A 16259-nucleotide genomic window follows, 5' to 3' on the forward strand; every position below is an offset into this window, starting at 1 on the left:
ATCTGCCAGCCTGACGATTCAGGCTGGTTTTAAGTCGTAGAGGCTAAGCCGGTGTATGGGCGCGATTCAGGTATCTGAGTGGCTCTCTGGTTACGGGCGCAGCGCTTTTGCAGTTAAACACAGAGATGAGTTAGTCAGCCATTATGGAAAATATCAAACAGCTACTCGTTGAGCTCGAGCAGGCGGGGATCCGGTTATTTTTGCAGGATGGGGCATTAAAGTCCAAAGCCAAAAAAGGGGCCATCACGGTCGATATCGCAAAGCAGATCAAACAACATAAAAGTGCCATTATTGACGCGTTGGCTCAGTACACTGAAGCTTCAGTCGTGAGCCCGGTGGCGCGTCGTGAAGATCTCAGCAGTTACCCGCTATCATTTGCACAGCAGCGTCTGCATACACTGGATCAAATTCAGGGCGGCTCCAGTGAATACCACATGCCGATGGTGTTCAGACTCACAGGTCAGATTGATGTTGCGCTGATAGAGCGTGTGTTCCGCGAGATAGTGACACGTCATGACGTACTCAGAGCGGTGTTTCGCCAGTCTGAACAAGGCGTGCAGCAGTTATTGCTTGACCCGCAAGACTTTTGTGTGACGCAGGAGTCCGTGACGACACAGGATGACGCGGCCGGGATTGAACAGTTTATTAATGATGCGGCCGGACAGCCATTTAATCTGGCTCAGGACTTTATGTTACGGGTGCGCTTTTTAGCCTTGAATGCGGATGATGCCGGGGTGTTGTTTATCAACATGCACCATATCGCCACCGACGGCTGGTCCATGGACATACTGATCCGGGAATTCTTCGCGCTTTACCATGCTTATGGCTATGGCCAGCCAAACCCGCTTCCCGAATTAACCATTCAGTACGCCGATTATGCCCAGTGGCAGCGCGACTGGCTTCAGGGCGAGGTGCTGCAAACTCAGCTCAATTATTGGCAGCAACAGCTGGCTCAGTTGCCCCGGGTGCATGCGCTGCCTCTCGATTTCCCAAGGCCTGATGTCAAAGCTTATCAGGGAGAAGTAGTGTCACAGCCGCTCAGTGCCGAGCTGTGTCACAAGCTGGCAGCGCTTGCCCGGCGTTATGAACTGACCCCGTTTATGCTGATCCACGGTGCGCTGGCGCTGGTCTTGTCTCGTAACAGTAACCACCATGATATTGTGATTGGCACACCGGTGGCCAACCGTCGTCAGGTTGAGCTGGAATCTTTGATTGGCTTTTTTGTCAATACGCTGATCCTGAGAGTGGACACGCAGGACCAGCCACTAACGGATTATCTGGCACAATTAAGACAAGTACACCTGGATGCTCAGTCGCATCAGGATCTGCCATTCGAAAAACTGGTTGAGGTACTAAAAGTCCCTCGCAGTACCGCGCACAGTCCGCTGTTTCAGATCATGCTGACCACCAATTCAGACTATGGCGTGAGTGAACCCCATTCAGACACCACCGAGCTGGCGGGGTTATCTATTACCCCAATGACCGGCAGCGGTGCGACAACCAAGTTTGATCTGGATATCAATGCCTCAATGAGTGATGAAGGCGGCGTCATTGAATGGACGTATGATGTGACTCTGTTTAGCCGCGAACGCATTGAAACTCTGGCGAGGCATCTGGATAACACGCTGATGTTTCTGACGGAACTGGATACCGACGGGGCGGCCAATATTTCAGCTATTACTATGTTGACTGAGCCGGAGATTGAGCAGCTTAGTCAGTTTAATAATAACGCCATTGATTATCCGCAAGGGCTCTGTATTCATGAGCTGTTTGAGGCTCAGGCAGAGCAAAACCCCGAGCGCCGCGCCGTACAACATGGCGCGACGTCACTGAGCTATGGTGAACTCAATGCCCGGGCAAACCAGCTGGCGCATTATCTGAGATTTGAACACCATATCAGTCCGGATTGTCCGGTGGGCGTTTGCCTGGAGCGTGGCGTGGACATGGTCGTCGCAATGCTGGCGATTCTCAAGGCCGGTGGTGCCTATGTGCCGCTTGACCCGGCGTATCCGTCAGAGCGACTGGCTTATCTGATTGAAGATGCCAGCCTGAGTGTCGTCCTGACCCAGCAAAGTCTGACTAACACGGTGGCGCTGCCGGGTGCACAAGCAGTGATGCTGGACGATTTGGTTGCCCAAGGCAGTGCTTTCTCTCATTACTCCACCGCGAACATTGGCCGCAATGAAAGCGGTGTGACGGCGCAACATCTGGCTTATCTGATTTATACCTCAGGCTCTACCGGTAAACCCAAAGGGGTGATGATTGAGCACCGCAATACGGTGGCCATGTTGTACTGGGCCCGTGCCGCTTTTAACGATGAGGCGCTGCGCCGGGTGCTGGCTTCGACCTCGCTGAACTTTGACTTGTCTGTCTATGAAATCTTCCTGCCGCTGAGCTTTGGTTTTGAAGTCGTGGTGGTTAAAAATGCCCTGACGCTGGCGGATGAGCAGCTGGACATCAGTTTGATCAACACAGTACCGTCTGCGATGAAGGCACTATTGGATGTCGGTGCATTGCCCGACAGCCTGACGACCGTCAACCTGGCCGGAGAGCCGTTAACCGCGCAGCAAGTGAATCAGATTTTTGCGGCTTTGCCAGATGCTGAAGTGTGTAACTTGTATGGTCCATCGGAAGATACTACGTATTCAACCTGTGCGCGTTTTATCGGGCAATTAACGTCCGTCCCCGACATTGGTCACGTGATAGCGAACAGCCAGGCCTATGTGTTAGGCAGTGCGATGGAGCTACTACCAGTTGGGTGTGTTGGAGAGCTTTATCTGGGCGGTGCAGGCGTCGCGCGGGGTTATCTGAACCGACCCGATCTGACCGAGGAGCGCTTCATTGCCAACCCTTATTATCAGGCAGGCGAACACGATAACAGCCCACGCTTGTATCGCACAGGGGATTTAGTGCGTTATCGCCAGGACGGGCGACTGGAGTTTATTGGCCGCAGCGATGATCAGGTGAAGATCCGAGGTTTCCGTATTGAGCTGGGTGAGATTGAGCATCGCCTCAATCAGCTTGAAGACATTGCGCTGTCGCAGGTCTTGGCGCGCACGCTGGCTGATGGTCAGCAGCAACTGGTGGCCTATATACAGCCTTGTCTCACATGTGAGACAGCGCAGGATGAGACGCAGCAGGCAAACTGGATAGCCGACATTAAAACGCGTCTGGGGCAACAACTGCCAGCCCATATGGTGCCAGGTCTGTTTGTGGTGATGCCACAGTGGCCGCTGACACCAAATGGCAAAATTGATAAAAAAGCCCTGCCCGCGCCCGATGCACTGCAACAAAGCAGTGCCCAATACGTTGCGCCAGAAACAGAGCTGGCCTGCTTGCTGGCAGGTTTATGGGCTGAACTGCTGGGGCTGGAACAGGAGCAGATCAGTGCCACCGCCAATTTCTTTGAGCTGGGTGGGCATTCACTGTTGATTATGCAACTGCTGGCCAAACTCCAGCAGCACAATCTTAATAGCAGCGCGCAACAGCTATTCCAGGCTAAAGACCTGGCCGCGATGGCCGCCGTTATTGATGAGGCTGATGACGCGTTTGCCATCCCTGATAATCGCATCCCGGCGCACTGTGAGGCCATCACACCTGAGATGCTGACGCTGGTAACGCTGGAACAACCTGAAATAGAGGTCATTGCAGCGGCTGTGCCTGGCGGGATGCGCAATATTCAGGATATCTATCCATTAGCACCGCTTCAGGAAGGGGTGCTGTTTGTGCATACTCTCAATCCGGAGCATGACCCGTATGTCACCACTGCTAGTTTTGAGTTTGCCTCAGCAGACAAGCTGGCCGGGTTTGTGGCGCAGCTAAATTGGTTAGTGCAGCGTCATGATGTGCTGCGTACCGCAGTGTTCTGGCGAGGCCGGGAGCAGGCGATGCAGGTGGTGCTACGTGAAGCGACATTACCTGTGACTGAGCTGGCACTGAGTGGGGACGATCTCAAAGCACAGTTTGCCCGCTATGTGGCAAGCGGACCACATGGCTTTGACCTGGAATCAGCACCGCTGATCCAGCTAGTCACCAGCCCGCAAGACGAGCAGGGGCGCACCTATGCCATGCTCAAGTTCCATCATTTGATTACGGATCATGTTTCTTTAGAGATCCTGATGAATGAACTCGAAGCTGATGATGTGCAGACACTGCCCGCGCCTTTACCGTATCGAGAATTTATCGCCCGCTCTATGGCGCAAAGCGCGCTGCTGGATACGGCCGAGTTTTTTACTGAATTACTGGGCGACATCGACACCCCAACTCTGCCGTTTGAACTGGCTCAGGTGGCAGGCGATGGCAACGCGGTGGTTGAATATACTCAGTCTTTAAGTGCCGCACAATCTGAGCTGATCCGCACCTTAAGTAAGCGTCATCAGTGCAGCCCGGCGGCTGTGTTCCATCTCGCCTGGGCTCAGGTTTTAAGTGCCTGTTGTGGCCGCGACGAAGTGGTGTTTGGCACTGTGATGTCAGGCCGGATGAATGGTATGGCTGGCATCGAGCGGATGATGGGCATGCTTATCAACACCTTACCTATTCGCGTGTCTTTAGGTCATCAGGCTGCCCATGTGGCACTGAAACAAGTCAATGATGCGTTGCGGGCGCTGCTACCCTATGAGCAGGTTTCGCTGGCCGAAGCACAAAGTTACAGCGGGATTGACGGTAATACGCCTTTGTTCAGCGCGATTCTAAATTATCGTCATTCAGCGACTCATGCAGCTCCTGAACAAGCTCAGGAACAAGCCGACCCGGGCATTGCCTTGCTTAGCACCCGTGAGCGCACCAATTATCCGTTTGATTTGTCAGTGAATGACCTGGGTGAGGGAGACAGTTTCAGTCTCGATTATCAGATTGAGCAAAGTGTACCGGCAACGCGGATCGCTGCGCTGATGGAGACGGCGCTGAGTGCACTGCTCACGGCGCTGGATGAACACTCTGAGCAAGCCGTCGCAACCCTGGCTGTATTGAGCAAGCCTGAACTGACTATGCTGGATAGCTGGCAAAGTCATGATGCCGATTATCCGCGTAGTGCTTGTATTCATGACGTGTTTGAGCTGCATGCCAAAGCCACACCGGATAGTATTGCCGTGCAATTGGACAATGAGACGCTCAGTTATGCACAGCTAAACGCCAAAGCCAACCAGCTGGCGCGTTACCTGCGTGAAGCACATCAGGTGAGCGCAGGTACTCTGGTCGGATTGTGCATTGGCCGTTCGGTCGACATGTTAATTGCCAGCTTAGCCATACTCAAAGCGGGCGGTGCCTATGTTCCGCTGGACCCGAACTATCCGCAGTCGCGACTGGCGTATATGTTAGAGGACACGCAGCTGACGGTGATATTGACTGAGCAGGCACAGCAACAGACGCTGGCTTTCAGTCCGCTAAGCAAAGTTGTGCTGGATGATGCACACAGCGCCTGGTCAACTCTGGGCGATGGAGATTTGCCACGCGCTGTCGGGCTGACACCGCAATCGCTGGCATACGTGATTTATACTTCAGGCTCCACAGGCACACCAAAGGGGGTTATGACACCTCATCGTGCTGTTAACCGTCTGGTTCACGCGCCGAATTTTATGACGCTGAACGCAGACACTGTTTTTTTGCAAAGCGCCAATATTGCCTTTGATGCCGCGACGCTGGAGATCTGGGGGCCACTATTGAATGGTGGGCGTTGTGTCTTGTATCCGGATAGCCTGATCACTCTTGAGGGACTGAATGCTGTATTGAGTACGCAGGGGATCACAGCGTTGTGGTTGACCTCTGGTCTGTTTACAGAATGGAGTAAGGTCTGTGGTGAGCTAGATACTGACAGGCTTGCGTTACAAAGTGTGCTGGCCGGGGGCGATGTCCTGAACCCACAAGCGGTTAGTGCAGTGCAGCAGGCGTTGCCTGAGGTCACGGTGATTAATGGCTACGGGCCGACGGAAAATACCACCTTTACTTGCTGTTATCCAGTACCACGAGATAGCGATATCAGCGCCGGTGTGCCAATCGGCCAGGGTGTCCAGGGTGATAAATTACTGATTTTAACACCGCAAGGTCGCTGGGTGCCGCAAGGCGTGGTCGGTGAGCTGTGTGTGGGGGGAGATGGCCTGGCACTGGGTTATCTGAATCAGCCCGCGCTGAGTAAAGAGCGCTTTATTCACAATCCGTACGCTAACGAAACCGGACAACCCGAACTCCTGTATCGCACAGGTGATTTGGTGCGCTGTAATGATGATGGGCTGATCACCTATGCAGGTCGCCTGGATGATCAAATCAAAATCCGGGGTTTCAGGGTTGAGCTGGGTGAAATCGAACGTCAGCTGGAAGCACTGGATGATGTGACTCAGGCGCTGGTGACTATCAGAGCGCGCAGTGAAGGTGACAAACAACTGGTTGCGTATATTGAATTGAACGCTGGTTGTGAGCAGGTTGACCCTCGTGGCCAAACCCAGGCACTGGCAACGGCCTTGGCCGCTCAATTGCCCGCGTACATGATCCCTGCGGCGTTTGTGTTGGTGCAGGAGTGGCCATTAACCCGCAATGGTAAAATTGACAGACAGGCACTGCCAGAGCCTGATTTTAGCCTGATGCAGGCCGACTATGTTGCGCCCGCCAATGAGCTGGAAGATCAGTTGGTGGCCATCTGGTCTGAGTTACTGAACCTGCCTCCTGAGCAGATCAGCACGGGCGCTAACTTTTTCGAACTGGGTGGCCATTCATTATTGGTCATGAAGTTACTTCAGCAGCTGAATCAGCGACTTGAGATTGAGCTGCAAATTGCCGATTTATATCGCTGCGAAAACATTCAGCAAATAGCCGGGTTTATAGGCTCGGTGCAGGCCATCCACAATCAGGCCGAACCGCAGTGCGAAGACAACGATGAATTTGAGGATTTTGAGCTATGAGTGTTGAGTTGCTTTTTCAACAACTACAACAGGCGGGTGTTATTTTTCAATCTCAGGATGAAAAAATCACTCTGAAGCTGCCCAAGGAGATGGACAGCCAGCTGAAGCGCCAGCTGGCAGAGAACAAAGACGCACTCAAAGCGTTTTTACACCAGCTCTACGCCCGTAGCCATAAGCGCCCGGTGTTGACCAAAACGGCCGGTAACAGTGCGCCCTTGTCTTTTGCCCAGCAGCGCTTGTGGATGCTGAACGAACTACATGGTGGCAGCGCGCATTACAACATGCCACAGATCTATCAGGTTGAAGGCCAGCTGGAGCCGGTGCTGGTCGAACAGGCACTGGCGCGGATCGTTGAGCGTCATGAAGTGCTGCGTACGGTGTATCAGTCGCAACAGGGACAAGCTACTCAGGTTGTTCGCGATGATGTGGCCTTTACATTAACCTGTGTCGACTTAAGTGCTCATGACGAGCAGGCAGCGCAACAGGCGCTCGACTCCTTGATCCAGGACGACGCCCGGACGCCTTTTGATTTGAGCCAGGACCTGATGATCCGGGCAACCTGGGTAGACCTGGGGTTATCCGCAGATCAGACGCAGGCACAGGGTTACCTGTTGCTCAATATGCACCACATTGCGTCGGATGGCTGGTCGATGGCGGTGCTTAGCCAGGAGTTTTTTGCACTCTACGCCAGCCTGGCACAAGGCAAAAGCTGTCCTCTGCCAACTCTGACATTGCAATACAAAGACTACGCACAATGGCAGCGCGCCTGGCTAAATGATGAAGTGCTCGCCTGTGGGCTGGATTTCTGGCGCCGCACCTTGGCTGATACTCCTGCATTACATGGCTTGCCACTGAGCTACTCAAGACCTGCTCATAAGGGCTATCTGGGAGGCAAGCATGATGCCTCACTGGATGCGACCGTGGCCAGTGGGCTTGGTCAGCTTAGCGAGCAACATCAGCTTAGCCCATTTATGCTGATGCACGGAGCGCTGGCACTGACTCTGGCACGTTTTAGTGGCAGCTCAGATATTGTTATAGGCACGCCGGTTGCCAATCGCAGTGATGCACAGCTCAGGGAGTTAATTGGCTTTTTCGTAAACTCTCTGGTGCTCAGGGCAAGTACAGATCATGAGACACTGGCAGACTTTTTGGCGCATATTCGCAGCGTTAATCAGCAGGCACAGTCTCATCAGGACGTACCGTTTGATCAGGTGGTTGAGGCGCTGAACCTTGAGCGTGACAGTGCTCATACGCCTTTATTTCAGATAGTACTGACCACCAATTCAGACTATGGCGTTGCCGCCGAGCAAGCCTCCGGAGTGGCTCTGCCTAAGCTGAGTATGACGCCGCTGATGAGCGATGAACCCATTTGTAAGTTTGATATAGAGCTTAACCTGAGCATGGATGAGTCGGGTGTCACGATTAACTGGTTATACGACAAAGCCCTGTTCAGCCCTGAATTGATTGCACGGTTTAACGCGCAGTTGATAGCGATCATTGAACGCCTGGCTGATGCCGCTAGGCGTGCCGGCAATCCGTTGCTGAGTGAAATCAACGCACTGCACTCGGAGGAAGTGGCACAGCAAAAAGCGCTGATGGCACCAGGCGAGCTGGTTGAGGCGGCGCAACTAACCGTGACTGAGCTGTTTAGCCAAAGTGCAAACCGCGCAGCACAGCATGTGGCGCTGGTTTGTGGTGAGCAGCAGCTGAGTTATGCTGACCTCGATCTGGCTTCTAACCGACTGGCGCGCTATCTGGTCGCGCAAGGTCGCCAGCCACATATCGGATTATTGTTACCGCGCGGCATTGAAATGGTCGTGGCCATGCTGGCGGTGTTAAAAAGTGGCGCAACCTATGTGCCGCTGAACCCGGATTATCCGCAGTCCCGCATTGATCACATCATGGCTGATGCTAAGCTGCAACACGTGATCACCTGTGAAGCGCACCGTGATTTAGTCAGTGGCAGTTCGGTGCTGGCGCTGGAATTGACACCTGAGCTGACGATTGCCGGGTGTGATGAATTTGCGCGTTTTGGTTCAGCACCTGTTACAGCATCTCAGCCCGAGCCACAAAGCGCTGCTTATGTGATTTATACCTCAGGCTCGACGGGCTTGCCCAAAGGCGTTGTGGTGCCGCATCGGGCTATCAGCCGTCTGGTGATGTCGCCAAACTTTATGACATTGGATCAGGATACGGTCTTCTTACAAGCCGCAAACGTGGCCTTCGATGCGGCCACATTGGAGATCTGGGGCCCGTTGCTCAATGGCGGGCGTTGCGTGCTTTATCCAGAAGCGCACATCACACTGGAGACGCTGGATCAGGTCATTGAAACTCAGCAGGTCAATGCCATGTGGCTGACTGCCGGGCTATTCAGTGAGTGGAGCAAAACATGTGGTGACGCGCCTGAGCGCTTGCGTTCTTTGCGCACGGTGCTGGCCGGGGGCGATGTGCTGGAGCCTCAGGCGGTGGCCCGGGTGCAGCAAGCACTGCCTGATGTTCAAGTGGTCAATGGTTACGGACCGACGGAAAACACCACTTTTACCTGTTGCTATCCGGTACCTGCCGACTTTGACCCGACAACTGCCGTACCGATCGGCCGGGCACTACAGGGTGACAGTGTGATGGTGCTGAACGGCAATGAATTGGTGCCGCAGGGTTGTGTCGGGGAGCTGTGTGTCAGTGGTCCCGGACTGGCGCTGGGCTACTTGAATTTAGCAACGCTGAGCGAAGAGAAGTTTACCGCTAACCCGTTTTACGACGAGGCCCAGCCAGCTGCCTATCAGCGTCTTTATCGCACCGGTGATTTAGTGCGTATGCGTGGCGATGGCGTGGTTGAATACATTGGCCGTACAGACGATCAGGTTAAGATCCGGGGCTTTCGGGTTGAGCTGGGCGAAATCGAGCAGCACATCTCACAGCTTGATGAGGTCGCCAGTGCGTTGGTGGTTGTCAAAGGAGACACCCACAAGCGGCTGGTGGCTTATATCGAGTTGACAGCCGCTGCGCGCGAGGATGGCAGTGCTGACAGCAATCAGTTAAATCAGACTCTGACACGTATTTTACCAGGCTACATGGTCCCGGACGCGCTGATGCTGGTGACACACTGGCCATTGACTGGTAACGGTAAAATAGACCGCCGTGCGCTGCCTGAGCCCGACGTTATTGATGCGCAAGCTGCGTATACAGCGCCTGTCAGTGCCGCTGAGCAGGTTATGGTGGAAGTATGCGCTGAGTTGCTTGACCGAGATCCGGCGCAGCTCAGTACTTCGGCTAACTTCTTTGCGCTGGGTGGCCATTCGCTGTTGGTGATCCAGCTGATAGCGCAGCTCAAAGCGCGCGGTTATCAGGTTGACAGTCAGGCGTTATTTACCAGCAGTAGCCTGGCCGAGATGGCGGGCTTACTCGCAGCAGACACCGGGCAGGGGTTTGTGGTACCCGAGAACCCGATCAAGCCGGACTGCACGGAATTGACGCCTGAGTTACTGAACCTGATCACATTGGCGCAAGATGAGATAGATGAGATCACGGCACAGGTGCCGGGCGGGGCCGCTAACATCCAGGATATATATCCGCTTGCGCCGTTGCAGCAGGGGATCCTGGCAATGCATACCCTGAGCGATGGTCGCGACCCTTATGTGACGACCATGGCTTTTTCTTTCTCGCAGCCAGAATTATTAACACTACTGGAGGCACAGCTTAATACCCTGATTGCCCGTCACGACGTATTACGTACCGCGATTTTATGGCGCGGCCGCACAGAGCCGGCTCAGGTGGTACTGAGAGCTGCGCAAATTGCAGCGCAATGGCTGCCAGTTAAAGCCGGGCAGGACGTGCAAACGGTATTCGAGAACTACGTCGCACAGGGTGCACACCGCCTTGAGCTTGAATCAGCCCCTATGATGCAGTTGCAGGCCATGGAGGATAAGCAGACGCAGCAAATTTATGCGGTGCTTAAGGTGCACCACCTACTGATTGACCATGTATCGCTGGACATTCTGATGGCAGAGCTGGCCCAGATTGAAAGCGAGGGCGCTGCCAGCCTGTCTGCTGTTACGCCGTATCGTCACTTTATTGCCCGGGTGCTGCATGACCAACAGCATCACGACAGCCAGCAGTATTTCAACGCACAGCTGGGAGATTTTGACCAGCCGGCTTATCCGTTTGGACTCAGTGAGGTCAACGGGGATGGGGCCCACATTGATGAATTTAAACAGCGTATCCCGGCTGAGCTTGCACGCCGGATCAGGCACTATGCAAAAAGTCAGGCGATGAGCCCGGCGGCGTTATTTCATCTGGCCTGGGGCCGGGTGGTTGCTGCTTGCGCGGGTCAGCAAGATGTGGTGTTTGGCACTGTGTTATCGGGGCGGATGCAAGGTGGTCCTGAGATGGCACAGATGTTGGGTATGATGATTAATACTTTGCCGATCCGTGTGACACTGGATCAGCGCACCGCGCGGGAGGTCCTGCATAACGTGCATACTGCCCTTCAGGCGTTGCTGCCGCATGAGCAGGCACCGCTCTCTGAGGCCATGCAGGCTTCGGGCGTCGAAGGCAATATGCCGCTGTTCAGTGCAGTACTGAACTATCGTCATTCTCACGACATCAGTGCGCCAGACGAGCAGGCAGAGCTGAAATTGTTGGGTGTGAAAGAGCGCACTAACTACCCGTGTGTGATGTCGGTCGATGATCTTGGCAGCGACTTTTCTCTGACACTGCAAGTAGACAGCAGCGTTCAAGGCAAACGCATTAATGACTACCTGGTCACGGCACTGGGTCAGTTACTGGAGATGCTTGAATGTGACTCACCGCAGCCGGTTGCCACCCTGCCAGTATTGCCAGATGACGAGCAGCATCGTTATCTGAGTGAGTGGAATGATACAGAGCAAAACTATGCGCGCGGGGCGTGTGTGCATCAGCTATTCGAACAGCAGGTTGCAGCGACACCGGGCAACATCGCATTGCGCTTTGAAGCTCAGACCCTCACTTATACCGCGCTGAATAGCAAGGCCAATCAGCTGGCGCACTATTTGCGAGACACCCATGGCGTAGGGCCTGATTCACTGGTTGGCTTATGCGTGGAGCGCTCTTTTGAAATGGTGATTGGCATTTGGGGTATTCTTAAGGCCGGAGGGGCTTATGTCCCGCTGGATCCTGAGCTACCGGCGGCACGACTCAACTATCTGGTTGAAAATGCCAATGCGGATGTGGTGCTTAGCACCAGCGCGGTAGCCAATCGTGTCGTACTGGGTGAGGCTGAGGTTGTGGCACTGGATGGGTTTGATTTTGATGCCTATGACGAAAACAATATCCCGGCGAGTGACATCGGCCTTACCGCGCAGCATCTGGCCTATATGATCTATACCTCAGGCTCGACAGGTAAACCCAAAGGGGTGCTGCTGGAGCATCAGGCGTTGCATAACCGCATCGACTGGATGGACAAAGAATATGGCTGTGATACTTCAGACAAAATCCTGCAAAAAACGCCCTACAGCTTTGATGTCTCGGTCTGGGAGTTTGTCTGGCCGATGCTCAAAGGTGCCGAGCTGGTGATTGCCAAACCGGGTGGACACAAAGACCCCACTTATCTTAGCGAGCTGATCACTGCCACAGGCGTGACTAAGCTGCACTTTGTGCCTTCGATGTTAGGCGTGATGCTGGAGCACGGCGATCTGAGCCGTTGCACCTCAATACAGCAGGTGTTCTGTAGCGGTGAGGCATTGCAGATAAGCCATGTTGAACAATTTAAGGCGTGTTTGCCAACGGCACAGCTGCACAACCTGTACGGGCCAACGGAAGCAGCCATCGATGTCAGCTATTGGGATTGTGCGCAACCTCATGGCAGCAGCGTGCCTATTGGCAAGCCGATACAGAATATCCAGCTTCTGGTGCTCGATGAAGCGCTGAATTTGTTGCCTCAGGGAGCTTGCGGCGAGTTGCATATTGGCGGGGAAGGCCTGGCGCGTGGCTATCTGAATCGCCCCGAGCTGACCGAAGAACGTTTCATTACGAACCCATTTTTCGAAGCCAGTGCTGCGAACAGCAGCCCGCGCCTCTACAAAACCGGTGATTTAGTGCGCTACCGTGAGGACGGCAATATTGAATACATGGGCCGGATGGACCATCAGGTGAAGATCCGTGGCTTGCGTATTGAGCTGGGCGAAATTGAGTTTTATATCGGTGAGCACAGCGACGTAGACTCTGCGCTGGTCATGGCTTTGACGGATGAACATGGTAATCAGCGGCTGGTGGCGTATGTGAAGCCTTTAGGGGCGTGTGATGAGCAGGCATTAGTTGCAGCCATCAAAACACAACTCAGCGAAGCGCTGGCCGAGTACATGGTGCCCGACAGCTTTATGTTTGTCAGTCAGTGGCCGCAAACACCAAACGGGAAAATTGACCGCAAGGCCTTACCCGCGCCTGAATTGACGGGACTGACTGGTGGCTATGAAGCGCCACAGGGTGACACCGAAGTGATGCTCGCTCAGGTCTGGGCCGATGTACTCAAACTGCCAGCCGAGCAGATCAGCCGCGATGCTAATTTCTTTGCGCTGGGTGGCCATTCATTGCTGGTGATGAAGCTGGTGCAGAACATTGACCAAATCTTCAAAACCCACGGCATTGCCATCAATAAAGTGGTTGAGCGACCCATACTCAGCGCCATGGCGCAGCTAATCGAAGATCACAATGACCACGAATGGCAGGCTATTCGCCCTGTGTTATCACTGGACTTTGACCCGGCTGCAACGATTTATCTGGCACCCGGTGCGGGCATGACCAGTGGTGGTTATATGGATCTGGCGCGGGCATTACCTCAGGTTCAGATCATGAGTCTGGAGCCGGTGGGAATGAGCGAGCAGGACCCGGATATCGACAGCTGGGAGGCGCTCATTCATTGCTACGCCGATGCCATTATCAACGAGCGCACAGCACGTGGTGCCCAGAATGAGCCAGCGGTGCTGATGGGCCATAGTTCAGGCGGCGCAGTGGCCTTTGCAACGGCACTCAGACTGGAGTCATTAGGGTGTCAAACACAGCTGCTACTGTGTGAGTGTTTAGTGGCAACCGATGATCAGGCTCAGTTCGAAATCAGCGATGCTGAAAAGCAGGAACTTATGCTGTCGTATGCCAGAGAGTTGAAACCCGAAGTCAGCGAGGAGCAATTACTTTCCTGGCTGAGTCTGGCCATGACACAGCGGTTGTTCAATGTCTATTTCCAGCAGGTTGACTGGTCACGGCGCTACCAGCCCGAGACGAGCCTCAACGGCGCGGTCAGCATGATCAATACGCCTGAGCTGGGTGACGAATATTGGGCGCAAAAGCAGGCACAGTTGCAGGCACATGTAAGTACACAAATCACGACCATCAACACTCAGGGCAAACACGTCACTATGGTGAAAAGCCCTTATGTGAGTGGTCTGGCAGACAAACTCATGACGCTACTGGCATGAGCTAACAGCACCAAAAAACAGGGTCTTTGACCCAAACAGGCAGGCTGAGGCAACAGCGTCTCAGCCTGAGTAATACCCATTTTAGTTTTAAGTAACCATTACAAGGCTGTTTTATGTTATATCGGCTAGTTTTATCTCATAAGAAACTCCTCATCCTTGCCACTTTGTTGAGTGTGGTCAGTGCATTATCTGGCATTGGCATCATCTCACTGGTTAATGCTGAGATAGAAAATGTGTCTAATCCCGACTCGGATGTGATCCGGGGGCTGACCATCTTTTTCGCTGCGTTGGCGGGATTTTTAACCTTCAGCGTCATTTCTCAGTACATACTGACTAAGTTGTCTGTTCAAATCATGGTGAGTATTCGGGAGAATCTGGTACAGCGGGTTTTATCGACCAGTTATGAGCAGATTGAGCGCGTTGGCGGTCACCGTATTTTCGCGACTCTGACCAAAGACATTGAGTCACTCACCGCCACCCTGAGTGCCGTGCCACACGTCGCTTATAACCTGGCAACGGTACTGCTGTGTTTTGCTTATATGGCGTACCAGTCCTGGCAGCTGTTTTTGTTTGTGGGGGGCGTTTTGTTGCTGGCCATGGTGGTTGCTCAGCTGTTGATGGGCTTGGGGATACAACGTTTCCAGGCGGTGCGGGAACTCGATGACAGCTTATTTAAGAACTTTCGCGCGCTGATCGACGGCGGCAAAGAGCTGAATATCAACTTCAATCGTAAGCGCTTTTTTTATAAGGATGTGGTGACGCCAAACATTCAGGAAATTAAAAAGTCGACGATTTCGGCGCACATTGTCTTTATCATTCTGAGCAACTGGACCAATTTAATCTTGTTCCTGGCGCTGGGATCTGTGGTCTTTATGTCACAGTTATTTCTAAGTGGTATCGCCACGGCTGTGGTGGTGAGCTTTGTTCTGACGCTGGTGTATGTGATAGGGCCGCTGACGGTGTTGATCAACACCTATTCTGTGGTTGCCGAAGGCATAGTGTCGAGCCAGAAAATTGAAAAGTTACAGCTGTCTGAGGAGATCCTGACCGATCAGCTGGATAACACCTTGCACCCGGAGCATAACTGGCAAACCCTTGACATTGAAGCCATTGAATATGAATACCGCCGGGATGACAGCGACGACTATCACTTTTCAATCGGGCCAATCAGTACGCAGATCCAACGTGGTGAAATTGTCTTTCTGATCGGCGGTAATGGCTGTGGTAAATCAACCTTCGCTAAAGTGCTATGTGGTTTATATACGCCAACTCAGGGCAGCATTCGCCTTGATGGCCGCGATGCTGCCCATTCAATGGATTGGTACCGTTGTCACTTCAGCACTATTTTTTCTGATTTTTACCTGTTTGATCAGGTGATCGATGCCAACGGTATGCTGGCTGATGACGATAAAATTCGTCAGTACCTGAGCAAGCTTAAACTGGATCAGAAAGTGACGGTAGAAAAGGGCATTTTGTCGACGACTGAGCTATCTCAGGGTCAGAAAAAACGCCTGGGTCTGCTGTTGTCTTATATGGAAGATACGCCGCTGTATATCTTTGATGAATGGGCGGCCGATCAGGACCCTTACTTCAGAAACTTCTTCTATCGCGAATTGTTACCCGAGCTGAAATCGCTGGGTAAAACCGTGTTTGTGATTAGCCACGACGAGCATTACTTCTCACTGTCAGATCGGATCCTCAAATTTGAAGCCGGTCAGATGGAAGACGTAACGACGTCATTCTCAGCGACAGCGCCAGTGACCGAGCGCGAGCCAGCGGCCCTGGCTTAATCGTCTGACAGGCGGGCTTGTGGTCCGTCACGTTTCGTTGCCTCCGGGCGAGGCCGTAAGGCACAGCCTTACGGCCAGAGTATTATCAAGGTTCCCGCACACCGGGACCAGTGAGTATGGATAGACCAATC

3 protein-coding genes are annotated in these 16259 nt (G+C 53.4%); all 3 read left to right on the forward strand.

What is annotated here, in order from left to right:
* Positions 1–143: 143 nt before the first annotated feature.
* A complete protein-coding gene (locus tag PRUB_RS22495; protein ID WP_010384221.1) occupies positions 144–6890 on the forward strand; it encodes a non-ribosomal peptide synthetase in 6747 nt (2248 codons plus the stop codon).
* Entirely contained in the window at positions 6887–14338 is a 7452-nt protein-coding gene (locus tag PRUB_RS22500) for a non-ribosomal peptide synthetase (protein WP_010384220.1), read from the forward strand. Before PRUB_RS22495 ends, PRUB_RS22500 begins: the two co-directional genes overlap by 4 nt.
* 113 nt (positions 14339–14451) lie before the next feature.
* Positions 14452–16128, forward strand: a complete 1677-nt coding sequence (locus tag PRUB_RS22505; protein ID WP_010384219.1) for a cyclic peptide export ABC transporter — start codon at positions 14452–14454, stop codon at positions 16126–16128.
* Positions 16129–16259: the final 131 nt, after the last annotated feature.

The organism is Pseudoalteromonas rubra, assembly GCF_000238295.3.
Lineage (GTDB): Bacteria > Pseudomonadota > Gammaproteobacteria > Enterobacterales > Alteromonadaceae > Pseudoalteromonas > Pseudoalteromonas rubra.